Below are 26,252 nucleotides of genomic sequence, written 5' to 3' on the forward strand. Positions count from 1 at the left end.
ATGAATGGTTTAGAAGATATATGGAATAAAATATTAGAGAACATTGAAAGTAAAATTTCAAATGCTAGTTTTGGTGTATGGTTTTCAAATTCAAAATTAATTGAACTTTCGCAAGAAACTGCAGTTATTGAAGCTGGATCTGAATTTAACCGTAATTGGCTAGAAGAACATTATGTGGATCTTGTGTCTGAATCAATATTTAAAGTCGTCGGAGAACAGCCTACTATTCATTTTGTTGTTGCTGGAGAAACACCGGCTGAAAAGCCAAAAGAAAAAGAAACAACTATAGAAGATAAAGACAATCAAATGTTTCATATCAACAATGAAAATACATTTGAAACATTCGTTATCGGAAATGGAAACCGCTTCGCACATGCTGCATCTCTCGCAGTCGCTGAAGCTCCTGCTAAGGCATATAACCCTTTATTTATATACGGTGGGGTTGGATTAGGTAAGACTCATTTAATGCATGCGATTGGTAACTATATTCGAGAAACTCGTCCTGAATCTAAAGTCGCTTACCTTTCAAGTGAACGGTTTACAAACGACTTCATAAACTCAATTCGCGATAACAAACCTGAAGCATTTCGAGAAAAATATAGAAATATCGATGTCTTATTAATTGATGACATTCAGTTTTTAGCAGGAAAAGAACAAACACAAGAAGAATTTTTCCATACATTTAACGCGTTACATGATGATGATAAGCAAATTGTAATTACAAGTGACCGTACACCTAAAGAAATTCCAACTTTAGAAGATAGATTACGTTCACGTTTTGGATGGGGGCTAACGACTGATATTACACCACCAGATTTAGAAACAAGAATCGCGATTTTAAAGAAAAAATGCGAAGAAGAAAATGTTGTCATTCCAAAAGAATCGATGATGTACATTGCAAACCATATCGATACAAATATCCGTGAACTTGAAGGTGCATTAACACGCGTTGCAGCGTATGCAAATCTTACAAATCAAACGATGTCACCAGAAGTTGTTGCCGAAGCGTTAAAAGATATTGTTAAAGAACCAAAACAAAAGAAAATAACAATCGAAGATATCCAGCAAGTAGTCGCTGAATATTATGGTATAAAGATTGAAGATTTCGCGTCCAAAAAACGTACACGGTCAATTGCTTTTCCTAGACATGTTGCTATGTATTTATCAAGAGAACTTACAGATAACTCTCTGCCGAAAATTGGAGAAATATTTGGCGGTCGAGATCATACAACAGTTATTCATGCTCATGAAAAAATCTCAAAACTATACCAAGAAGACGATGAATTTAAAGATGACTTAAAAGAAATTGAAAATAAACTCTGATAATCTAATGTGAGTATTGTGGATAAATGGTACACTAATACCAACAGTTTATACACATGTGAATAACTTTGATAAATCAATCTGTTTTACACTTATCCACATATTCACAGTGCCTACTACGACTTTTACTATTTATATATATAATATATAGAATAAGGGAGCGATAATATGCATTTAGAAATTAAACGATCATATTTTACAGAACAACTTAATGACGTTTTAAAAGCTATTTCAAATAGAACTGCTTTACCTATTTTGTCAGGTATTAAATTAGAAGCAGACAATGACAAATTAGTACTTATTGGAAGTAATGGAGAAATATCAATAGAAATTACAATTCCAACTGAAGTAGATAACGAAGAAATTTTAACAATTACTGAGCCAGGTGAAGCGGTATTACCTGCACGTTTCTTTACTGATATTGTCAAAAAATTAGCTGGAGAATATGTTCAATTAAAATCGACAGATCAGTATTCAATTCAAGTAAGTGGTGGTAAATCTAATTTCGTCATTAGTGGATCTAACCCGGACGAATACCCATTACTTCCTGAAGTGAATAATGAAGAAAGTTTAAAAATTGCCTCATCAGCATTAAAAACAATTATTAACGAAACGAATTTCGCTGTATCAAGTTCAGAGACTAGACCAGTGTTAACTGGTGTTAACTGGCAGTTCTTTGAAAACGAGATTCACTTTACAGCAACAGACTCTCACAGACTTGCGCTAAGAAAGTTAAAAGATAAAAGTCATGCGATTGAAATTAAAAATGCAATCATTCCAGGAAAAGCGCTACACGAACTTAATAAAATTATTGAAGATAGCGACGAAGACGTTGAGATTAACTTCTCACAAAATCAAGTATTATTTAAATATGGGAATTTAAGATTTATATCTCGCTTACTTGAAGGAAATTATCCAGATACGTCAAGATTATTCCCAGAGAACTATGAAACGAATTTAGTGATTAATAATGACGAATTTTTAAAAGCGATTGACCGAGTATCACTACTCGCACTTGAAAGTGGGAATAGTGCAATTAAAATGACAATCGACAGTAACCGCGTTGTATTGTCATCAAATAGTCCAGAAATCGGAAATGTTGAAGAAGAGGTTACTTCAGTAGATTTAGAAGGTGAGCCACTTCAAATTTCATTCAACTCAAGATATATGATGGATGCACTCCGTGCAGTCCCTGAGGAAGAAGTATCCATTGAGTTCTTTGGAACGATGAAGCCATTTACACTTCAATCGAATACTTCAAACGATGTGATTCAATTAATTTTACCAATTAGAACATACTAATTATTGGCCATATACCCTTTAAAATTTAAAAATAAGGGTATATGGCTTTTTTTATTATTTTCTAGTAGGTATATAGTATTTTTATTTAAAAGCGCTGTATGTGGCTTTAAAAGCGAGTGTAGATGAAAAAAATCATCAAATAATGTATAATAATATAGTAAATATAAGGAGGATACGCTGATGGAAATTGTTCGAATTAATGATGGAATTATTACGATTGGCCAATTTTTAAAACTTCAATCAATTATTGATTCTGGTGGAGAAGCTAAATGGTTTCTTGCAGAAAACGAAGTTTACTTAAACGATGAATTAGAAAATAGACGTGGAAAAAAACTCCATCATAATGATGTCCTCAATATAGGTGAATTTGGAGTGTATAGAATAGAGTATGTAGATGAGACTATCTAGCATAAAGTTAGAGAATTTTCGTAACTATGAATCGTTATCGCTAGATTTTCACGATAAGCTGAATGTGTTTATCGGTCAAAATGCTCAAGGGAAAACGAATTTACTTGAATCGATTTATTGTCTCGCAACAACAAAAAGTCATCGGACAACAAGGGACAAAGAAATGATCCGAATGGGTCATGACGAATCACTCATCTCTGGACGTGTTCAAAATAGATTTAGTGAAATTCCGATTTCGTTACTACTTTCAAAGCAAGGGAAACGAGCAAAAATCAATCATGTTGAAATGGCGAAACTTTCTCAATATGTTGGCGCGCTAAACTGTGTCTTATTCGCACCAGAAGATTTAGAAATTGTAAAAGGCGCACCAGAAATTCGACGTAATTTCATCGATGTCGAATGTGGACAAATTTCTAAAGTGTATTTACAAAGCTTATCCGACTATAAGCGTGTGTTAAAACAAAAAAATCAGTATTTAAAAGAACCTACTGTCGACAAAATGATGGTAGAAATTTTTAATGAGCAGCTCGTTGAAACTGCACTTGAAATTATTAATAAACGAGAAGCTTTTGTCGATGCTTTAAATAATTATGCAAATAAAATACATCGAGATATATCGAACAATAAAGAAGAATTAAAAGTCGAATATCGTCCAAATATTAAATGTTTGGAATTAGACAAAGAAAATAGACAAGCATATTTAAAAAAAGAATATGCTTCAGTTATCGATAACGAGATTGAAAGAAGACAATGTATGATCGGCCCACATCGTGATGATTTAAAGTTTTATATTAACGATATGGACGTTCAAACATATGGTTCTCAAGGACAACAGCGCTCAACAGCACTATCTTTAAAACTTGCAGAACTAGATGTCATATCAAACGAAATCGGCGAATATCCGATTTTACTTTTAGATGATGTTTTAAGTGAACTTGACGAACATAGACAAGCACATTTACTTACATCAATTCGTAATCGTGTACAGACATTTGTAACGACAACTTCAATTAGCGATATCAACCATCAAATTATGGATGAAATGAATCTTTATACGATTGAAGACGGTACAGTTAAAAATTAGTGGAAGGTGACAAAATGGCAGAACAAAGACAAGAATATGATGCGACCCAAATACAAGTGTTAGAAGGCCTTGAAGCAGTTAGGAAACGTCCAGGTATGTATATTGGTTCGACATCTTCACGAGGGCTACATCACCTAGTATGGGAAATCGTTGATAACTCAATTGACGAAGCACTCGCAGGATACGCATCAACAGTAGATATTATTTTAGAAAAAGATGGATGGGTTAAAGTCATCGATGATGGTCGTGGAATTCCAGTAGATATTCAAGAATCAATGGGTCGTCCAGCAGTAGAAGTTATTTTAACCGTTCTTCATGCAGGTGGTAAATTTGGCGGTGGCGGTTATAAAGTATCTGGTGGACTTCACGGGGTTGGATCTTCAGTTGTTAACGCACTGTCAGAGTCGTTAGAAGTCTATGTTCATAGAGATAACAAAGTTCACTTCCAAAGTTACACAAGAGGTATTCCAGACGCTGATTTAGAAGTGATTGATGACACAGACAAAACAGGAACGATTATTCGTTTTAAAGCAGACCCTGAAATATTTACAGAAACTCAAGAGTATGAAATTGAGATTTTAGAAAAACGTGTTAAAGAGCTTGCATTCTTAAATAAAGGTCTTACACTACGCTTAAAAGATGAGCGTACAGAAGATGGAGAGACTTATGAATATCATTATGACGGTGGTTTAAAATCATACGTTGAAGAATTAAATAAAAGTAAAGAAGTACTCACTGAAGAAGTGATTTATTTAGACAGTTCACGTGAAGACGTCGAAGTAGAAATCGCGATGCAGTATCATAAAGGTTTTTCATCGAACGTATTAACATATGCAAATAACATCCATACGTACGAAGGTGGAACGCATGAAGAAGGATTTCGCCGTGCGTTAACAAGAGTAATTAATAACTATGGATTTAACCAAAATATATTAAAAGAAAACGATGAACGTCTTTCAGGTGAAGATGTAAGAGAAGGTCTTACAACAATCGTTTCTATTAAACATACAGATCCACAGTTTGAGGGACAAACGAAAACTAAACTTGGTAACTCTGAAGTGCGTTCAATTACTGATCAATTATTCTCTGAAGGATTTGAACGCTACTTAATGGAGAATCCTCAAGAAGCGAGAATGATCGTAGAAAAAGGGATTACTGCACAGCACGCACGACTTGCTGCGCGTAAAGCACGTGAAATGACGCGTCGTAAATCTGCATTAGAAGTATCGAGTTTACCAGGAAAACTTGCGGATTGTTCTTCTAAAGACCCAAGCATTTCTGAGTTATTCATCGTTGAGGGAGACTCAGCAGGTGGTTCAGCAAAATCAGGACGTAACTCGACAACGCAAGCGATTTTACCATTAAGAGGTAAAATTTTAAACGTTGAGAAAGCACGTTTAGACCGTATTTTAGAAAATAATGAAATTCGCACGATTATTACTGCTTTAGGTACAGGTATTGGTGAAGAATTTGATTTAGAAAAAGCACGTTACCATAAAGTTGTTATTATGACAGACGCAGACGTTGACGGTGCCCACATTCGTACATTATTGCTTACGTTCTTTTATCGTTTTATGCGTCCGTTGATTGAAGCGGGATATATTTACATCGCCCAGCCACCACTATATAAAGTGGAACAAGGTAGAAAAAAACATTATGTCTATGACGATGAGGCTTTAGATGAACTACGTCGTACGTTGCCAGAAACTCCAAAAGTCTCAATATCAAGATATAAAGGTCTCGGTGAAATGAACGCAGACCAATTATGGGAAACAACGATGGATCAAGAAAACCGAACACTACTTCAAGTTCAACTTACAGATGCAATTGAAGCGGATCAAATATTTGAAATGTTAATGGGTGACATCGTAGAGTCACGCCGTGAATTCATTGAAGAAAATGCAAAATACGTAGAAAACTTAGATGTTTAAGGAGGAAAATTAATTGGCTGAGCGTAATAATATTGAACAAGTTAATATTAGTAAAACGATGAAGAGTTCCTTCTTGAGCTATGCAATGAGTGTTATCGTATCACGTGCGTTACCAGATGTTCGAGATGGATTGAAACCCGTACACCGTAGAATTTTATACGGAATGTATGATAACGGAATGACTAACGATAAACCATTTAAAAAGTCAGCACGTATCGTCGGAGATGTAATGGGTAAATATCACCCACACGGTGACTCTTCAATTTATGAAGCGATGGTTCGACTCGCTCAAGAATTCTCAACGCGCTACCCACTCGTACACGGACAAGGAAACTTTGGTTCAATGGATGGTGACGGTGCAGCTGCACAGCGTTATACAGAAGCAAAAATGTCGAAAATTTCGATGGAATTATTAAGAGATATTAATAAAAATACGATTGATTTTGTTCCAAACTATGATGAAACAGAACGTGAGCCAGTCGTATTACCCGCACACTTCCCTAACTTACTCGTAAACGGAGCTTCAGGAATCGCGGTTGGTATGGCAACAAATATACCACCACATAACTTAACTGAATCCATCGATGGTGTCCTTGCTTTATCAGAAAATCCTGAAATTACGACTTTAGAGTTAATGGACATCATTAAAGGACCAGACTTCCCAACTGCTGGGCTTATTATGGGTCGCGCGGGAATTAAAAAAGCATATGAGACTGGTCGTGGATCAGTAATTATGCGTGCAAGATGTACAATAGAAGAAATGAAAAACGGTAAAGAACGTATCGTCGTTTCTGAAATACCGTATCAAGTTAATAAAGCACGTTTAGTTGAAAAAATTGCTGAACTCGTGCGCGATAAAAAAATCGAAGGTATCACAGATCTACGTGACGAAACGTCACTCCAAGAAGGCGTTAAAATAATTATTGAAATTCGTCGTGATCAAAATGCAAACGTTATATTAAACAACCTATATAAGCAAACACCATTACAATTATCGTTTGGTGTAAATATGCTTGCACTAGTGAATGGTGAACCAGAAACACTGACATTAAAAGAAATGTTACATCATTATCTTGAACACCAAAAAGAAGTTGTAACAAGACGTACAAAATTTGACCTTGAACGCGCAAAAGCACGTGCACATATTTTAGAAGGTCTTATGATTGCACTTGACCATATTGACGAAATTATCGCGTTAATTCGTGCATCAGAAACTGATGAAGAAGCAAAACAGGGCTTAATGGAGAAGTTTAGCCTGTCAGATAAACAAGCCCAAGCTATTTTAGATATGCGTTTACGTCGTTTAACAGGTCTTGAACGCGATAAAATTCAGTCTGAATACAACGACTTAATGAAGACGATTGAAGAACTTCAAGCAATTTTAAATTCTGAAGAAAAATTACTTGAACTCATTCGTAAAGAACTCATCGAAATTCGCGACAAATACGGCGACGAGCGTCGTACGGAAATTACTGCGGGCGCAATTGATATTGAAGATGAGGATTTAATTCCTGAAGAACAAATTGTAGTGACACTTTCACACGAGAACTATATTAAGCGATTACCTGCAGACACATACCGTGCACAAAAACGCGGTGGTCGTGGTATTCAAGGAATGAATACAATCGAAGATGACTTCGTTGAACAAATTGTTGCGATGTCAACACACGACTACTTATTATTCTTTACAAATAAAGGACGCGTGTATCGTCTAAAAGGATACGAAGTCGCAGAATTATCACGTCAATCTAAAGGAATACCAATTGTTAATATGATCGAAGTCGACAAAGATGAAAAAATTACGACGATGTTATCTGTAAAAGATAAAGACGGCGCTACAGATGGTTATTACCTACTCTTTGTAACGCGTAATGGTATTGTGAAGCGTACAAAACTTTCAGAGTTTAACCGTATTAATAGAAACGGTAAAATTGCGATCACGTTTAAAGAAGACGATGAACTACTCGCAGTTAGATTTACTGACGGCAACTCTGAAGTTATTATCGGTTCAAGACAAGGTCAACTCATTCGTTTTGACGAAAATGATATTCGTTCAATGGGACGTACAGCAGCTGGAGTCATCGGAATGCGTCTACGTGACGGTGATGAAGTTGTAGGATTAGACGTGTTAAAAGAAAATCAGCACGTCTTAGCAGTGACAAATAAAGGTTACGGAAAACAAACTATTGAAAGCGAGTATCGTCAAGCAAGACGCGGCGGTCTTGGTGTTAAAACAATTAATCTAAACGACAGAATCGGTGAACTTGAATCAATTGCTGCTGTTGATGGTGACGAAGATATTATGGTTGTCACAGATGGTGGCATAATCATTCGATTCTCAATTAATGACGTATCCGTCACTGGACGTAGTACACAAGGTGTACGTCTTATGCGCTTAGACGAATCACATGACGTTGCAACAGTTGCGGTTGTTAAAGACGTTGAAAAAGATATTGAAGATGAAGAACAAATCGAAGAAAATGAGTAATATAAAGTTGGAGATTTCTCCAACTTTTTTTGATTTTATAAAATGTAAGCGCTATACTAAAAATAAATATAGTATAAAGGGGGATATTTAGTGACTATTTTAAAATTAAATGGAAGCGATTTATCTATTGATTTAATTAAGCGCTTTTTAGAAGAAAAAGACTCCACTGTTGAAATTACAGAAGATGCTTATGCTCGTGTTAAATCATCAAGGCAGATTGTAGAAAACATTATTAACGATGGACAAACAATCTACGGAATCACAACTGGATTTGGATTATTCAGTGACGTTTTAATATCAAAAGAAAAAACAGCACAACTTCAAACGAATTTAATTCGTTCGCATGCAGTGGGGGTTGGAAATCATTTAAATGAAACGACTGCTCTACTTATGATGATTTTACGTCTAAATACAATGTTAAAAGGTCATTCGGGGGTTCGTGTCGAACTTGTCGAACAGTTAAAAACATTTATTAATAAACGTATTATTCCAGTAATTCCTGAACAAGGGTCATTAGGTGCTTCAGGAGACCTTGCCCCTCTTTCACATATGGCATTACCGCTCATAGGTGAAGGAGAAGTGTTTAAAGATGGTAATATTGTTAAAACAAGACAAGTTTTAAAAGAATTATCAATCGAACCGATTGAGCTTGCTGCAAAAGAAGGCCTCGCTTTAATCAATGGCACACAAGCAATGACAGCAATAGGAACTATTACATATATCGAATCAGAGAAGTTGATGGAGGACAGTTTATGGATTTCATCATTAACTCTTCAAAGCTTACGCGGTATTATTGACGCATTTGATGAAAAAATCCACCGAGCACGTGGCTATGATGAGCAAATTTACGTAGCAAAAAAGATGAAAGAGTACTTAGAAAACTCACAGCTTACGACACATCAAGGTGAATTACGTGTTCAAGATGCATATTCACTTCGTTGTATACCTCAAGTACATGGTGCGAGTTTTCAAACACTAAAGTATGTTAAAGAAAAATTAGAAATAGAAATGAACGCAGCAAATGATAATCCGTTAATTTTTAATGAGCGAGAAGTATACTCTGGTGGGAACTTTCATGGTCAGCCAATTGCGATTTCAATGGACTTATTAAAAATCGGTGTTGCTGAAATTGCAAATATCTCAGAAAGACGTATCGAACGTTTAGTTAATCCGGATTTAAATGATGGCTTACCTGCATTTTTAAGCCCTGAAGAAGGTCTTCAATCTGGTGCAATGATTTTACAATATATGGCAGCGAGCTTAGTTTCAGAAAACAAAACACTCGCCCACCCAGCGTCTGTCGACTCAATTCCATCAAGCGGAAACCAAGAGGATCACGTATCAATGGGAACAATTGGCGCAAGACATGCACGAGATATTGTGAAAAATGTACGATATGTACTTGCAACAGAGTTATTTATCGCGTTAAGTGCAGTAGAAATCCGCGGATCAGACAAACTATCACCAAAGACGAAAGAAAAATTCGACGAATATCATCAAATTGTGGACTTTATTAATCAAGATCGCAAATTTTCAGATGATATTAAACATCTAGCAGATGCCCTAGCTTTTGTGTAATTAAAATTTTAAAAATGAAAGCGCTTAAAAGGAGGGGTTTTATGCCGAAAAACTTTTCAGAAGTAAAAATCTCTAAAGAAACAATGGATCAACAAGAATCAAAAAAGATTTGGCGTTTTTTTGTCTATAGTTTAATCGGTATATTCATTTTTTTCATACCAATTACGATTGGGGAAAAGAATTCTATTATACTCGATCACTTAGTATCTTTCATTCGTATGACATTCGCGGATATTGAAATGTACTATACATGGGTAGTAATTATAGTCGGGGCGATATTGCCTTTTATATTAAAACAGACAAAAACGATTTCAGATAAGATTTTTACTGGTATCAAACTGTTTGGACTCGTTATTGGAACTATGGTGGTATTTAATTTTGGACCGAGTGTTGTACTTCAAGATAATATCGGAAAGTTTCTATATAACTCGCTCGCAATTAACTTAAGCATTTTAATACCAATTGGTGGCGCGCTACTCGCGTTAGTAGTTGATTATGGATTACTTATTTTTATGGGTGTTTTACTTGAACCAATTATGCGACCGATTTTTAGAACACCTGGTAGGTCAGCAATTGATGCTGTTGCTTCATTTGTTGGAAGCTATTCTATCGGACTATTAATCACAAGTCGTGTCTATAAAGAAGGACTCTACTCTAAACGTGAATCACTCATTATCGCGACAGGGTTTTCAACAGTTTCTGTAACTTTTATGATTGTTATCGCAAATACGTTAGATATGATGGACCACTGGCTACTCTACTTCTGGTGGACATTAATTATTACGTTTTTAGTGACGGCAATTTCTGTGAGGATTCCTCCAATTTCTACAGAAAAAGATGAATTTTATGGTGGTGTCAATAAAAACGTTGTTGAACGCTTTGATACAAATCGATTTCAATATGCTTGGTATAAAACTAAACAAGCCTCATTTGAATTTGAAACACTCGGAAAATCGATTTGGAAAAATTTTTTCGATGCATTACGTATGATGACATCAATTGTACCGTCGATACTAGCGATTGGTTTTATCGGACTTGTATTAGCAGAATATACACCAATTATTCACTGGTTATCATTTATTTTTTACCCAGTATTATTTTTCTGGCCGATTGACAATATTGCTTTAATTGCAGATGCTGCGACAATCTCACTTATTGAAATGTTCTTACCAGTACTACTTGTTACTGAAGCGGCACTTCAAACGAAATTTATTGTGGCAGTTGTATCGGTATCTGCAATTATTTTCTTATCTGGTTTAGTACCAGCGATTTTAAGTACAGATTTAAAAATTTCATTTTGGAAACTTATGGTTATTTGGTTCATTCGTGTGGCACTTACATTAATCATTACAATACCAATATCCATATTACTATTTTAAATTTAAGGAGTGTTTATAGATGTCAAGAAATATTCGAGCTAAAAAAGGTTTAGAAATTGAGTGTAAAGGATGGGAACAAGAAGCGGCTTTACGCATGTTATACAATAACTTAGATCCTGAAGTTGCGGAGCATCCAGAAGATTTAGTTGTTTACGGTGGAATTGGTAAGGCAGCACGTAACTGGGAAGCGTTTGATGCAATTGTTGATACGTTAAGAGAATTAGAAGACGATGAAACAATGCTTGTTCAGTCAGGTAAACCAGTTGCGGTATTTAAAACACACGATGAAGCACCACGTGTACTTATTTCAAACTCAGTCATCGTACCTAAATGGGCAAATTGGAATCACTTTAACGAACTTGATAAAAAAGGATTAATAATGTACGGTCAAATGACTGCAGGATCTTGGATTTATATCGGATCTCAGGGGATTGTTCAAGGTACGTATGAATCATTTGCAGAACTCGCAAATCAGCATTACGGGGGTACCTTAAAGGGTACGATTACTTTAACTGCTGGTCTCGGAGGTATGGGTGGTGCACAGCCACTAGCTGTATCGTTTTGTGAAGGTGTATCAATTAACGTAGAAGTTGATAAATCGAGAATTGAAAAACGTATCGAGACTGGTTACTGTGACGTCATGATTGAGGACTTAGACGAGGCATTAAAAGTCGCTGAAGAAGCGAGAGATGAAGGACGTAATTTATCTATTGGATTATTAGGTAATGCAGCGGAAATTTTACCTAAAATTTTAAATAGTGATACGAGAATAGATGTCGTCACAGACCAAACAAGTGCACATGATCCGTTAAACGGCTATGTACCTAAGGACTATTCACTAGAAGAAGCAAGAAAACTACGTAAAGAAAACCCTGAAAAGTATGTAGAGTTATCTACAGCATCAATCGCTACACATGTTGAAGCGATGCTTGGATTTAAGGAGAAAGGTGCGATTGTCTTTGATTACGGAAATAACATTCGTCAGGTTGCGTATGATTATGGTGTGAAAAATGCATTTGACTTTGGAGGGTTCGTGCCACTATTCATTCGACCGTTATTCTGTGAAGGTAAAGGACCATTTAGATTTGCTGCTTTATCAGGAGACCCTAAAGATATTGAAGCAGCAGATAAAAAAATGCGTGAATTATTCCCAGATAATGAAAAGTTAATTCGATGGTTAGATATGGCTGAAGAACGTATTCACTTCCAAGGGTTACCGTCACGTATCGCTTGGTTAGGGTACGGTGAACGTGCGAAAATGGGATTGGCTTTAAATGAAATGGTTCGTTCAGGTGAAATTAGTGCACCAATTGTTATTGGTCGAGATCATTTAGATTCTGGATCAGTTGCGAGTCCAAACCGTGAAACTGAGTCTATGAAAGATGGTAGTGATACAGTTGGTGACTGGGCGATATTAAATGCTTTAATTAACACAGCAGCTGGTGGATCATGGATTTCATTCCACCACGGTGGTGGTGTTGGTATGGGATACTCATTACATGCAGGAATGGTCGTCGTTGCAGACGGAACTGATAAAGCAGCAAAACGGTTAGAAAGAGTATTAACTACAGATCCGGGTATGGGAGTAGTAAGACATGTTGACGCAGGCTATGATATTGCAATTGAAACAGCGAAAAAGAATAACATGAATATTCCAATGTTAAAGGAGAATAGATAATGTCGACAACAATTATTAAAAATATTGGTGAATTAGTATTACCGAAAAAAACGTCACACGCATTAAAAGGTAAAGAGATGGACGAATTATTAATCGTAAAAGATGCAATAGTCGTCATTGAAGACGGAAAAATCGTCTACAGTGGTGAAAAAACAGATGAATATGTGGCTGATAAAGAAATCGATGCGGAAGGTAAACTCGTTACACCAGCACTCGTTGATCCGCATACCCATGTTGTTCATGGTGGATCACGTGAGCACGAACTATCTTTAAAAATTCAAGGCGTTGATTATTTAGAGATTTTAGAGCAAGGTGGCGGTATTTTAAACACTGTTGAAGCGACCCAGAAAGCTTCGTTTGATGAGTTACTAGATAAAGCATCTAAAAATATTATAAGAATGATTCAACATGGTGTACTAACAGTTGAATCTAAAAGTGGATATGGACTCGACCAAGAAAATGAGTTAAAACAGTTAAAAGTATCACATGCACTTGAAGAAAAATTCCCAATTGAAATGAAACACACTTATCTAGGGCCACATGCTGTACCTAAAGGTAGAGAAAACGAAGAATTCTTACAAGAAATGACAGATTTACTGAAAGATGAAGAAATTAAAAAGCTTTCTGATTTTGCGGATATATTTACTGAAACAGGTGTATTCAGTGTTGATGAGTCTAGACGTTATATGGAATTAGCAAAAGAAGCGGGTTATGATTTAAAAATTCACGCCGATGAAATCGATCCACTCGGTGGTTTAGGCCTTGCCATCGAACAAGGTGCAGTAACTGCGGATCACTTAGTTGCCGCTTCAGATAAAGATAAGAAAGCATTAAAAGATAGCAATACAATTGCTGTACTACTTCCTGGAACAACGTTTTACTTAGGCAAAGATGAATACGCAGACGCTCGTGGTATGATTGATAATGGAGGGGCTGTAGCACTTGCGACGGACTTTAACCCGGGAAGCTGTGTGACAGATAACCTACAAATGATTATGACAATCGGTGCAATTAAATTAAGAATGACACCAAAAGAAGTATGGAATGCAGTCACAGTAAACGCAGCACACGCGATTAAAAGTAACCGTGGAACGTTAGACGCTGGTGATGACGCAAATCTTGTGATTTGGAACGCACCAAATCATGAATATGTACCGTATCACTATGGAGTGAACCATGCATCCAAAGTATTTGCAAATGGTAAACTCGTATTCGAACAACGAGGACTCAATTTATAGTCGTTCTTGAAACTATTTTAAAAAGTTATTATAATTAAGATAATCAAATAATATTTACTTGTGAGATGCAGTAGCATCACCCCTACTTTTAGAGAGACTATGGTTGGTGAAAATAGTTAGTAGATGATGTGAATTTCTATCTCTAAATATGCAAGTAAACGAAGTTTACTTCGTTTTTAAATGAGATGCATACGTTAATCGTATGTAATTAGGGTGGCAACGCGTATATAACCACGTCCCTTTTGTATATTGGGACGTGGTTTTTTGTATCTTCAGGTAAATTAGGAGGAATAAAATGCTAGATATTAAATTTATTCGTAACAATCCAGACGTTGTAAAAGAAAAGACGAAAAAGCGTGAAATGGATCCAGTCGTTATCGACGAACTTCTTGAGTACGATGAAAAGCGTCGTGCATTATTAAAAGAAACAGAAGAATTAAAAGCTGAACGTAACAAAGTGTCTCAAAATATTGCAGAGAAAAAACGTAACAAAGAAGATGCTGACGAAGATATTAAAGCAATGCAAGAAGTTGGTAAGCGTATTTCTGATATTGACGGTGAGTTAAAAGACGTCGAGTATGAGTTAAACTATCGTTTAGATCGTCTGCCAAACTTAATTAATGATGAAGTTCCAGTGGGTAAAGATGACTCAGAAAACGTTGAAATCCGCCGCACTGGCGAGCAAACAAAATTCGATTTCGAACCAAAACCACACTGGGAATTACTGGATGAACTAAAAATGGCAGATTTTGAACGTGCGTCAAAAGTATCTGGCTCACGCTTTGTATATTTAACTGGTGACGGTGCACGTTTAGAACGCGCATTAATGAATTTCATGCTAGATGTGCATAGAGAAAACGGTTATAAAGAAATGATGACACCGCAAATTGTTCGTGGTGATGCGATGTATGGTACAGGTCAATTACCAAAATTTGAAGAAGACTTATTCAAAATTCAAGATGAGTCAATGTACACTATTCCAACTTCAGAAGTGACATTAACAAACTATTTTGCAAATGAAATTTTACCAATTGAAGACGTACCGACAAAATTTGCAGCGTCAACTGCTTGTTTCCGTAGTGAAGCGGGTTCTGCTGGACGTGACACGCGAGGACTTATTCGCCTTCACCAATTTAACAAAGTTGAAATGATGCGCTTTGAAAAACCAGAAGATTCATTTGAAGTTTTAGAAGAAATGACTGGTCATGCTGAAAATATTTTAAACTTATTAGAAATCCCGCATCGTACAGTGATTTTATGTACAGGTGATATTGGATTTGGATCAGCAAAAACATACGACGTTGAAGTTTGGTTACCTCAATATGGGGATTACAGAGAAATTAGTTCAATTTCAAATATGACAGATTTCCAAGCACGTCGTGCGAACATCCGCTTCAAACGAGATAAAGATGCAAAACCAGAGTATGTGCACACGTTAAACGGTAGTGGTTTAGCAGTTGGACGTACGATGGCAGCAATTATTGAAAACTACCAAAATGAAGATGGCTCTGTAACGATTCCAGAAGTACTTCGCCCTTACATGGGTGGTCAATCTATCATCGAAAAGGTATAATAAAAGTATTGAATGCTCCTATTCTATAGGAGCATATTTTTTATAAGTTTAGGGTGTGTAATTTTTGAAAGAAGATATACCTTATTTAAAAATTATTACAGCACTTGTAGTCAGTCTTATACATTTTATTCTTACAGACTATACAATTGTGCTAGGATTTTTAATTATTCCTTTTGTCATATACTTATTGTTAGATATTAAATTACAATCTGACCGTTTGTTTTTTATGACGGTGTTTATTATATGGGTACCTACATTATTTGTATTTTCAATACTATCGTTTATTACGTTTATCGTGATAATATGTTCGGTCATGTTAATTGAAGCGACATTAAAGCAAAAATTTACTCAAGAAGTTACACTCACGTACTTAACATTTTTAATGGGGATTTTATCGTTAGCGAGTGTATTAATACTACAAGCATTTAATGTCATTCCGTCATTTGACAAAGTGAGAATGTTAGTGACATCTTGGTATGAAGGTCAAATCGACGAGGTATCAAGTATTACTGGCCAAGAAGTCGATGTTGAAACGATCGTTTCAGCAATTCAGGATTTCTTTATATTAATACCTTCACAATTTTTTGTGATTGCATTTGTTATTGCGTTATATACGATATTAATGATTCGAGTACTCTCAAAAGATAAAGAAGAGTTATGGACATACTTACCATTTAGTAAGTGGCAATTCCCTAGAAACATTGCATATGTATACTTTGGTGTGATGATTTTAACACTATTTCAAGATTCGTTAAGTGATCCAATTTATTCAGTCGTTGTAAACTCAATGGTTATACTTGAATGGGTCATTTATATTCACGGGTTAGCGTTTATTTTATTCTTCTTAAAAAGTAAAGAATTAAAAACACCGTGGATTGTAGTTGTTATGGTATTTTCAATATTACTTAAACCAATTACGTTATTTGTTGGTTTTATCGATATGTTATTTAAATTTAGACAACGCATAGAGTCAGGAGGGAGATAGCACATGTTCAAAGTACTCGATAAGAAGTTGATATTAATACCGTTTGGTATTATCTTGTTGCATATTTTAATTTTGAGTACGTTTATATTTGTGAATCACTTTAGTTTCGGTGTCATTAGCTTTTTAGTGAGTGCGATTCTCTTAGCGCTTGTCTATATATATGCAAATAAGTGGCTGAGTTTATCTGAAGAAAATTTAAGAGTGTTAGCAGATGATATCGCGAAAGGTAAAGAATACACAGTTGATCATATGCCAATTGGTATGGTCATGTTAAACGATGACGACGAAATTATATGGATGAACGAATACATGCAAGAGCACATGCCTGAAGAATTTTATAATGAACCGATTAATACGACTTTTCCAAATCTATTAACGATGATTAAAACAAATAATCTGAATCAAACTGAAACTCAGTATGGTGATAAGTCGTATAAAGTGTACTATGAAGAAGACTTATCAATACTTCACTTTATCGATATTACAAATGAAAAAGAACTTAAAGAAAAGTTAGAAGAAGAACGACCTGTCATAGGAATTCTATTTTTAGATAACTATGATGACGTCACACAAAATATGACAGAAAACTTAAAAAGTGAACTAAATAATCTCATTACGTCGACAATTAATGAATGGGCAGAAGAGCATCATGTATATATTCGTAGATTTTCTAATGACCGCTTCATGATTGCAATGAAAAATGTGAGTTTAGAAGAAGTCGAAGATTCTCGTTTCCAACTTCTCGATAAAGTACGTGAATCGACAGAAGAGATTGGAGCACAAATTACACTTTCAATCGGACTTGGTGAGGGTTCGACAGATTATATTGAAGTCGGCCAACTTGCCCAATCTGCTTTAGACCTTGCACTTGGACGTGGTGGTGACCAAGTTGCGATTAAATCAGTGAACGGCTCTGCTCGATTTTACGGTGGTAAAACAGATCCAATGGAAAAACGTACGCGTGTTAAAGCACGTGTTATGGCACACGCACTTCGAGATTTACTCCTCGAAGGTGAAAATGTCCTAATTATGGGACATAAAAACCCTGACGTTGACTCAATTGGAGCGAGTATTGGTGTTGCGAAAATCGCAAAATCAAACGGAATCGACGCACACATTGTTTTAAATGAAACAGATTTAGATGATACACTTACACGTATGATGAATGAAGTAAGAGATCACGAACATATTTATGATACGTTTATTTCATCAGAAGATGCATTTGACTTGATGACGCCTGGTACGACAGTTGTCGTCGTTGATACGCATAGACCTTCTATGGTACTCGACACAGATATTTTAAACAAAGCGACACGTAAAGTTGTGATTGACCACCATAGACGTGCCGATGAAATGATCTCTAACCCACTTCTTGTGTATATGGAACCATATGCTTCAAGTGCGTGTGAACTTGTTGCAGAGTTACTTGAGTATCAATATCAAGAAAATAAAATGTCACGCTTAGAAGCGACAATTATGTTAACAGGTATTATTGTCGATACGAGAAACTATACGCTAAGAACAGGAAGTCGTACGTTTGACGCTGCAAGTTATTTACGTTCAAACGGTGCTGACCCAGTTCTTGCACAAACATTCTTAAAAGATGATATCGATACATTTATCGCACGTAGTGATTTAATTAAATCTGCTGAAATTGATTCAGATGGTATCGCAATCGTTAAAGCAGACCAAACGATGACATATCACCCAGTGACAGTCGCACAAGCTGCAGACTCATTACTGCAAATTGAAGGAGTGCGTGCATCATTTGTAATCGCAACGCGTGAAGATGATTCAATCGGGATTTCTGCACGTTCTTTAGGTGATATTAACGTTCAAATTATTATGGAAGAACTCGGCGGTGGTGGTCATTTAACAAACGCCGCAACAAGACGTACCGACGTCACGATGGACGAGTTATACGATGAACTTAAAGGTGTAATCGATCAACTGAAAGATATTAGGAGTGAAGATTAATGAAAGTTATTTTATTAAAAGATGTAAAAAACATTGGTAAAGCTGGAGAAGTAAAAGACGTTGCAGCAGGATATGCACAAAACTTCTTATTCAAAAAAGGATTTGCTGAAGAGGCAACTCCAAGTAACTTACAAAAGTTAGAAGAACAAAAAGAAGCAAAAAAACAAGAAGCACGTGAAGAATTAGAAGAAGCAAAAGAGTTAAAAGAAAAATTAGAAGACATCGAAGTCACAATTAAAATGAAGTCTGGAGAAGACGGACGTTTATTTGGTTCGGTCAGTACAAAACAAGTTGTTGAAGCATACAAAAAAGAGCATGACATTAAACTCGACCGCAGAAAATTAGACATGCCAGAACCATTAAAAGCATTAGGATACCACAAAGTAGATATTAAACTACATCATGAAGTTACGGCAGTACTTAAAATTCACGTTGTTGAACAGTAAGAGGTGTAGTCATGGAAAATAACAGTAATTTTCCGCGTCAAATGCCGCATAGTACCGACGCAGAGCAAGCTCTGCTCGGTGCTATTTTAATTGACCCAGAAATATTTTTAGATGTTGAAACGACTGTTGATGTTGAAGACTTTTACGAGCGCTCACACCAAATGATTTTTACGAGTATGCAAGATTTAACAAAAGAAAGTAAAAAGATTAGTCCGCTTCATTTAATGGAAGATTTTAAATCAAAAAATATCGTTAATGATATTGGAGGATTATCATACCTTACAAAATTATTTGATATGTCCCCGACTTCTTCAAATTGGGAAGAGTATGCTGAAATCATTCAGAGAAACTCACTCAGACGCACGATTATTAAAAAAGCAGAGCGTTTATCTACAGATAGTTTTAACGCTGAAACAGATATCGAAGACTTAATTGCAGAAGCGGAAACATCAATGCTTGATATCGAGCAAAATAAAAGACGTGACAGCTTTAAAACGATGAAAGATGTCGTAGTACAAATCTTTACAGAACTCGATGAACAGTCTGGTAAAGACAATACAGGTGTTACAGGAATTCCAACTGGTTACCGTCAGCTCGATAAAATGACGAGTGGCTTACAACCAAACGATTTAATTATTATCGCTGCCCGTCCATCGATGGGTAAAACTGCATTTGCATTAAATATCGCTGAAAACGTCGGAATGTCGAGTGCGAATGATTATACTGTTGCGATATTTTCTCTCGAGATGGGGGCTGAACAGCTTGCAACACGTATGATTTCTAGTGTTGGACATATTGATTCAGCTAGTTTACGTAACAGACAGTTAAATCAAGAAGAATGGGATAATTTAGCACACGTTACAGGTAAGTTATCTGATACGAATATTTTTATTGACGATACTCCAGGAATTCGAGTCAATGAAATTCGATCAAAGTGTATTAAGCTAAAAGCACAACACGGTCTAGATCTAATCATCATCGACTATTTACAACTCATCCAAGGCACAGGGCGAAATCGCGGGGAAAACCGTCAACAAGAAGTATCTGAAATTTCACGTATGTTAAAAGCACTTGCACGTGAAATGGAGTGCCCAGTTATTGCGTTATCACAACTCTCACGTAGTGTAGAATCACGTCAAGATAAGCGTCCAATGATGAGTGACTTACGTGAATCTGGTTCGATTGAGCAAGATGCGGATATCGTATCATTTTTATACCGTGATGATTATTATAACCGCGGTGAAGGTGAAGATGATGAAGGTACACAAAGTACACAAGATGAAATAGAAATCATTCTAGCTAAACATCGTAACGGACCAACAGGTACAGTAAAACTGATGTTCAATAAGCAACATAGTAACTTTATAGATCTCGCAGTTGAAAATTATGAAGAGGGTTATATCCCTCCAGAGATACCTTAGTGAAGCACTTCTCAATTCAACTGAGAAGTGCTTACTTATATTGATTTTAAGGATATTTAATGGTACAGTATAAGACGGTTAAAATAGACTTAATGGAGGCTTTTTTTATGTCTGGAACAGTAGTAGTCGGAACACAATGGGGAGACGAAGGGAAAGGTAAGATTACAGACTTTTTAGCTGAAGAAGCGAAAGTCATCGCACGTTTCTCAGGCGGTAACAACGCAGGTCATACGATTCAATTTGGTGGTGAAACTTATAAATTACACCTAGTACCATCAGGAATTTTCGCTGATGATAAAATCGCGTTAATCGGTAACGGTGTCGTCATCGACCCACTATCACTTATTAAAGAACTCGATGGTTTAGAAGCACGTGGTATTAATATTGATAACTTAAGAATTTCAAACCGTGCAAATGTTGTATTACCATATCACTTAGCACAAGATGAATTAGAAGAAGAAGCACGTGGTGACAACAAAATCGGTACGACAAAACGAGGTATTGGTCCTTGTTACGCTGATAAAATTCAACGTATCGGTATCCGTATGGCAGATTTAGTGAACGATGAAGTGTTTAAAAAACGCCTCAAAGAAAATATTGAATATAAAAATGCGTACTTAAAATCGATGTTTAATCATGATGGTTTTGATTATGAAGAAATTTACAATACATACAAAGAAGCTGCAGATCGTCTGCGCCTATATGTATGTGACACAGCAAAGATTTTAGATGACGCATTTCAAGCGAATGAACGTGTACTATTTGAAGGTGCACAAGGAGTAATGCTAGACATTGATCATGGAACATATCCATTCGTTACTTCATCTAACCCAGTGGCAGGAAATGTTACAGTTGGATGCGGTGTAGGCCCAACGTTCATTGAACATATCGTAGGTGTATGTAAATCATATACATCAAGAGTTGGAGATGGCCCGTTCCCAACTGAATTATTTGATGAAGATGGTCATCATATTCGTGAAGTTGGTCGTGAATATGGTACAACAACAGGACGTCCAAGACGTGTCGGTTGGTTTGACTCAGTCGTTGTGCGTCACTCACGTCGCGTAAGTGGAATTACAGATCTTTCACTAAACTCAATCGACGTATTAAGTGGATTAGACACAGTAAAAATTTGTGTTGCTTACGAAATTGATGGAAAAGAAATTACAGAATATCCTGCAACATTAGACGAACTAGAAAGAGCAAAACCAATTTATAAAGAATACCCAGGTTGGAAAGAAGATATTACAGGTGTACGTAAGTTAGAAGACTTACCAGAAAACGCACTTAATTATCTAAAAGAAATCGAACGCTTATGTGGTGTTAAAGTATCAATATTCTCAGTCGGACCAGACAGAGAACAAACAAACTTACTCGCTGACCTTTGGGGATAATTAAGAAGCTATCTCTTGATTGAGATAGCTTTTTTATTAAAAAAATAATAAAAAACATGTATTTTACATTAAATTTAGAACATATTTAAAAAACTTTTAAAAAAGCCTTGCTTTAATTTAAGTAGATGCTATAATAAGTTTTGTGTTCAGATATCTGGCCCCTTGGTCAAGCGGTTAAGACACCGCCCTTTCACGGCGGTAACACGGGTTCGAGTCCCGTAGGGGTCACTTTTTTATTTTTAAAATTAAATTCATATCTGAAGGTCCCGTGGTGTAGCGGTTAACATGCCTGCCTGTCACGCAGGAGATCGCGGGTTCGATTCCCGTCGGGACCGTATTTAACCTCTAGTGAAGTATCGCTAGAGGTTTTTTAGTATATTTTTTTATTTTTAAAATAATCAGAATATTTTATTTTTCTCTATTGACATAAAATTAAGAATATGATTAAAATATAGTTATGAAAACGTTTTATAAAACGGTTTTTAAAAAGGAGGATTTACTTTGAGAAATTTTAAAGCTTTAGTTTTGTTACTTGGCTTAACGCTTGTGTTAGCAGCGTGTGATTTCGGTGGAGATTCTTCTTCTAGTACAGGAGAAGACGGTGAAGCATTAAAAGAATTAAATGTTTCTATTAATGAAGATCCACCAGCATTCCACCCTGCTTTAGCAACAGACACAACTTCTGGGGTTATTTTAGCGAGTGTATTTGAAGGTTTAACTCGTTTAGATTCAGATGGTAACCCTGTTGAGGGTATGGCTGAAAATATTGACGTATCTGCAGATGGAAAAACTTATACATACACATTACGTGATGCAAAGTGGTCAAACGGTGACCCAGTAACTGCAGAAGATTTTGAATATGCATGGAAATGGGCATTGAATCCTGAAAATGCTGCAGACTATGCATATCAACTGTATTACATTCAAGGGGCAGAAGAATATAACTTAGGGGAAGGTTCAGAAGAAGACGTTAAAGTTACAGCAGTTGACGACAAAACGTTAGAAGTTGAATTAACTAATCCAACACCTTTCTTCGATGAGTTAACAGCGTTCTATACATATTACCCTGTGAACTCAAAAGTTTCAGAAGAAAATCCGGATGCATACAAAAATCCTAACGATGACAACTATATCGGTAACGGACCATTTACATTAGATGAGTTTGCTTCATCAGATCACATTACTCTAAATAAAAACGATGAGTATTGGGACAAAGACAACGTAGATGTAGATAAAGTAAACGTTCGTATGATTGAAAGTGAAGCAACAGCACTTAAAGAGTTTGATGCTGGTAACTTAGACTACCTAGGCGCACCGTTTAACTCAGTGGATTTACACGCATTAGACCGCTTCAAAGAAGCAGATGAGTTACACGTTTCAGACATGGCTGGAACATACATGATTACATTTAACACTGGAGATGATGTTCTTCAAAACAAACACATCCGTGAAGCATTAACAATCGCAATTGACAGAGAAGGTTTAATTGATAATGTTACTAAAGGTGAACAAGCACCAGCTTCGGGATTAGTTCCATTAACAATGGAAGGATTTGAAGAACAAAGAGACTACTTCGAGTCAAATGACGAAGAAGCAGCAAAAGAAGCACTACAAAAAGGTTTAGATGAATTAGGCTTAAACAGCGCATCTGACGTAAAAATTAAATTATCATACAACACGAGTGAAGCACACGCTGCAATTATGCAGTACGTCCAACAAAACTGGGTAGACAAACTTGGAGTTGATGTTACGTTAGACAACTCTGAGTGGCAAGTTTACTTAGAAGAGCTTAAGAGCTTAAATTATCAAGCTGGTCGTTACGGCTGGGTTGGAGACTTTAACGATCCGTACAACTTCTTAGAATTATACAAACGTAAAGGCGGAAATAATACAACTGATTGGGAAAATGAAGAGTACAAAGACCTACTCGACAAAGCAACAGTTGAAACAGATGAGGCAACACGTACAGAGTTACTACAAGATGCGGAAGAAGTATTCATGAACGATTATCCAATCGCTCCAATCTACTTCTATACAAACATTGCAGTAAAATCTGACCGCGTGGAAAACATGGAACCAGATCCACTCAGTAACTTACAACTTAAGTACGTGAAGATTAAAGAATAAAAATAATTAATAAAGGTGAGTCTAACCCGCTCACCTTTAATTTTTTAAGGGGGCTACATCGTGTTAGCATACATAGGTAAAAGACTCTTATATATATTTATTGCATTGTGGTTAATTGTGACTGCAACATTCTTCTTAATGAGAATTGCACCAGGTAACCCATTTGCATCAGAGCGTGCATTACCTCCAGAAATTGAAGCAAATTTAAACGCACAATACGGTTTAGATAACCCGTGGTACATTCAATATAAAGATTATTTATTTGATACTGCTAAGGGTGACTTTGGTACATCAATGAAGTATAAATATCGTGAAACTAACGATATTATTAAAGAAAGTTTCCCGGTATCAATGACACTCGGTTTAGAAGCAATGTTTATTGCGGTTGCATTTGGTGTGTTAATCGGAGTTATCGGAGCGTTGTTCCATAATAGATGGCCCGATTATCTTACAACGATAATCGCTGTACTCGGTATATCCATACCATCATTTGTAATGGCGACTTTACTTCAGTACTATTTAGCACTGAAATTAAATATATTCCCAATCGCAGGATGGAAAGGTTTTATTTATTCGATATTACCTGCGATCGCTTTAGCAGCAACACCAATGGCATTTATTGCGAAATTGACGAGATCTTCAATGCTTGAAGAAACAAATTCTGAATATGTAAAAATGGCAAAAGCTAAAGGAATTAAAAAAGTTGTGATTACTTATAAACACGCACTAAGAAACGCGTTATTACCAGTAGTTACTTATTTAGCACCATTAACTGCTGGTGTTGTTACAGGTAGTTTCGTAATTGAGGAAATCTTCTCAATTCCAGGACTCGGTAAACACTTCGTAAATAGTATTTCAAACCGTGATTACACGGTAATTATGGGTACGACAGTGTTCTACTCTATTATTTTATTACTCGCAGTACTCATTGTAGATATTCTCTATGGATTTATAGATCCACGTATTAAAGTCGGAGGAGGCAAATCGAAATGAAAGAAATAGAATACGAAAAACTTTCTCCTGAAGACTTTGAGATTGTTGGAGTTGAAACTGATAAAGCAGAAAAATTATCAAAAAAATCAATATCCTTTTGGCAAGAAGTGTTGATGCGTTTTCTAAAAAACAAATTAGCATTAATCGGACTTATTACGCTCGTTTTAATCATTATAGGCGCGATTTTTGTACCGATGTTTTCAAATTTTACGTATCGTCAGCAAACTGGTGACTATAATATTGCACCTAACGGTACATACTTCTTCGGTACAGATGATCTAGGACGAGATATATTTACACGTGTCTTTGTCGGTGCGAGAATTTCAATATTCATCGGATTTGCTGCAGCGATTATTGACCTGATTATTGGTGTAACTTGGGGAGCGATTGCAGGGCTTAAAGGTGGCCGTGTTGACGAGTTTATGATGAGAATTGCAGACATTTTAACAGCAGTTCCATACTTATTAGTTGTTATTATTTTACTTGTTGTAATGCAACCGGGGTTACTCCCAATGATCATTGCCCTATCTATTACAGGTTGGGTAAATATGGCGCGTATTACACGCTCTGAAATTTTAAAACTTAAAAACCAAGAATATGTGCTTGCAGCGCGTACACTTGGTGCTTCTACAGGGCATCTAATTATGAAGCACTTAATACCAAACGCATTAGGTGCAATCTTAGTAACAATGACTCTTACGATTCCATCAGCAATATTCACAGAAGCATTTCTAAGTTACCTAGGACTTGGTGTACCTGCTCCGCTTGCAAGTTGGGGTACGATGGCTAACGACGGTTATCCAGCACTTCAAAATGCACCGTGGAGACTGTTTTTCCCAGCGGCATTTATTAGTTTAACTATTTTTGCGTTTAATACTGTTGGAGATGGACTACGTGACGCACTAGATCCAAAGTTAAGGAAGTGAT

At 36.2% G+C, this 26,252-nt stretch carries 19 protein-coding genes, 2 tRNA genes and 1 other annotated feature; all 21 genes read left to right on the top strand.

Annotated elements, in window-relative coordinates; genetic code table 11:
* The 21 genes from dnaA to KPF49_RS00105 all read left to right on the top strand — a co-directional run bounded on the left by dnaA (nt 1) and on the right by KPF49_RS00105 (nt 26,251).
* Nucleotides 1-1,323 (top strand): chromosomal replication initiator protein DnaA, encoded by a 1,323-nt coding sequence (dnaA, locus tag KPF49_RS00005; RefSeq protein ID WP_183672897.1) that lies wholly within the window; start codon nt 1-3, stop codon nt 1,321-1,323.
* A 168-nt stretch (nt 1,324-1,491) separates the two neighbouring features.
* The gene (dnaN, locus tag KPF49_RS00010) at nt 1,492-2,625 is read left to right on the top strand and encodes a DNA polymerase III subunit beta (protein WP_183672898.1); all 1,134 of its coding nucleotides are present in this window, start codon (nt 1,492-1,494) and stop codon (nt 2,623-2,625) included.
* A 180-nt stretch (nt 2,626-2,805) separates the two neighbouring features.
* On the top strand, nt 2,806-3,033 hold the full coding sequence (gene yaaA / locus KPF49_RS00015; RefSeq protein WP_183672899.1) for a S4 domain-containing protein YaaA: 228 nt from the start codon (nt 2,806-2,808) through the stop codon (nt 3,031-3,033).
* Entirely contained in the window at nt 3,020-4,117 is a 1,098-nt protein-coding gene (gene recF, locus KPF49_RS00020; RefSeq protein WP_183672900.1) for a DNA replication/repair protein RecF, read from the top strand. The genes yaaA and recF overlap by 14 nt, the downstream gene beginning before the upstream one ends.
* Nucleotides 4,118-4,131: 14 nt before the next feature.
* Nucleotides 4,132-6,048: a DNA topoisomerase (ATP-hydrolyzing) subunit B gene (gyrB, locus tag KPF49_RS00025; protein WP_183672901.1), complete on the top strand. Its 1,917-nt coding sequence runs from the start codon at nt 4,132-4,134 to the stop codon at nt 6,046-6,048.
* Between the two features lie 13 nt (nt 6,049-6,061).
* On the top strand, nt 6,062-8,536 hold the full coding sequence (gyrA, locus tag KPF49_RS00030) for a DNA gyrase subunit A (protein ID WP_183672902.1): 2,475 nt from the start codon (nt 6,062-6,064) through the stop codon (nt 8,534-8,536).
* Nucleotides 8,537-8,626: 90 nt separating this feature from the next.
* Nucleotides 8,627-10,114 (top strand): histidine ammonia-lyase, encoded by a 1,488-nt coding sequence (gene hutH, locus KPF49_RS00035; protein WP_183672903.1) that lies wholly within the window; start codon nt 8,627-8,629, stop codon nt 10,112-10,114.
* A gap of 83 nt (nt 10,115-10,197) precedes the next feature.
* The gene (locus tag KPF49_RS00040) at nt 10,198-11,493 is read left to right on the top strand and encodes a YjiH family protein (RefSeq protein WP_183673118.1); all 1,296 of its coding nucleotides are present in this window, start codon (nt 10,198-10,200) and stop codon (nt 11,491-11,493) included.
* Between the two features lie 19 nt (nt 11,494-11,512).
* A complete protein-coding gene (gene hutU / locus KPF49_RS00045) occupies nt 11,513-13,171 on the top strand; it encodes a urocanate hydratase (protein WP_183672904.1) in 1,659 nt (552 codons plus the stop codon).
* Nucleotides 13,171-14,409, top strand: a complete 1,239-nt coding sequence (gene hutI / locus KPF49_RS00050) for an imidazolonepropionase (protein WP_183672905.1) — start codon at nt 13,171-13,173, stop codon at nt 14,407-14,409. The genes hutU and hutI overlap by 1 nt, the downstream gene beginning before the upstream one ends.
* Before the next feature lie 48 nt (nt 14,410-14,457).
* Nucleotides 14,458-14,653: a binding site (T-box leader), on the top strand.
* 51 nt (nt 14,654-14,704) lie between these two features.
* Nucleotides 14,705-15,982 carry a serine--tRNA ligase gene (serS, locus tag KPF49_RS00055; RefSeq protein WP_183672906.1) on the top strand — a complete coding sequence of 426 codons (1,278 nt, stop codon included), beginning with the start codon at nt 14,705-14,707 and terminating at the stop codon, nt 15,980-15,982.
* A 64-nt stretch (nt 15,983-16,046) separates the two neighbouring features.
* Complete coding sequence (locus KPF49_RS00060) at nt 16,047-16,967, top strand: DUF2232 domain-containing protein (protein ID WP_183672907.1); 921 nt, start codon at nt 16,047-16,049, stop codon at nt 16,965-16,967.
* Between the two features lie 3 nt (nt 16,968-16,970).
* On the top strand, nt 16,971-18,944 hold the full coding sequence (locus tag KPF49_RS00065; protein WP_183672908.1) for a DHH family phosphoesterase: 1,974 nt from the start codon (nt 16,971-16,973) through the stop codon (nt 18,942-18,944).
* Complete coding sequence (gene rplI, locus KPF49_RS00070; protein ID WP_183672909.1) at nt 18,944-19,390, top strand: 50S ribosomal protein L9; 447 nt, start codon at nt 18,944-18,946, stop codon at nt 19,388-19,390. Before KPF49_RS00065 ends, rplI begins: the two co-directional genes overlap by 1 nt.
* 11 nt (nt 19,391-19,401) lie before the next feature.
* The gene (gene dnaB, locus KPF49_RS00075; RefSeq protein ID WP_183672910.1) at nt 19,402-20,811 is read left to right on the top strand and encodes a replicative DNA helicase; all 1,410 of its coding nucleotides are present in this window, start codon (nt 19,402-19,404) and stop codon (nt 20,809-20,811) included.
* 107 nt (nt 20,812-20,918) lie between these two features.
* Nucleotides 20,919-22,205, top strand: a complete 1,287-nt coding sequence (locus tag KPF49_RS00080) for an adenylosuccinate synthase (protein WP_183672911.1) — start codon at nt 20,919-20,921, stop codon at nt 22,203-22,205.
* Between the two features lie 156 nt (nt 22,206-22,361).
* Nucleotides 22,362-22,433, top strand: a tRNA-Glu gene (locus KPF49_RS00085).
* Nucleotides 22,434-22,467: 34 nt separating this feature from the next.
* A tRNA-Asp gene (locus KPF49_RS00090) sits at nt 22,468-22,540 on the top strand.
* A gap of 166 nt (nt 22,541-22,706) precedes the next feature.
* Nucleotides 22,707-24,332, top strand: a complete 1,626-nt coding sequence (locus KPF49_RS00095) for a peptide ABC transporter substrate-binding protein (protein WP_183672912.1) — start codon at nt 22,707-22,709, stop codon at nt 24,330-24,332.
* Between the two features lie 60 nt (nt 24,333-24,392).
* Nucleotides 24,393-25,325: an ABC transporter permease gene (locus KPF49_RS00100; protein WP_183672913.1), complete on the top strand. Its 933-nt coding sequence runs from the start codon at nt 24,393-24,395 to the stop codon at nt 25,323-25,325.
* Nucleotides 25,326-25,330: 5 nt separating this feature from the next.
* Complete coding sequence (locus tag KPF49_RS00105) at nt 25,331-26,251, top strand: ABC transporter permease (protein WP_276516319.1); 921 nt, start codon at nt 25,331-25,333, stop codon at nt 26,249-26,251.
* Nucleotide 26,252: the final 1 nt, after the last annotated feature.

The organism is Nosocomiicoccus ampullae (genome assembly GCF_019357495.1).
GTDB classification, from domain to species: domain Bacteria; phylum Bacillota; class Bacilli; order Staphylococcales; family Salinicoccaceae; genus Nosocomiicoccus; species Nosocomiicoccus ampullae.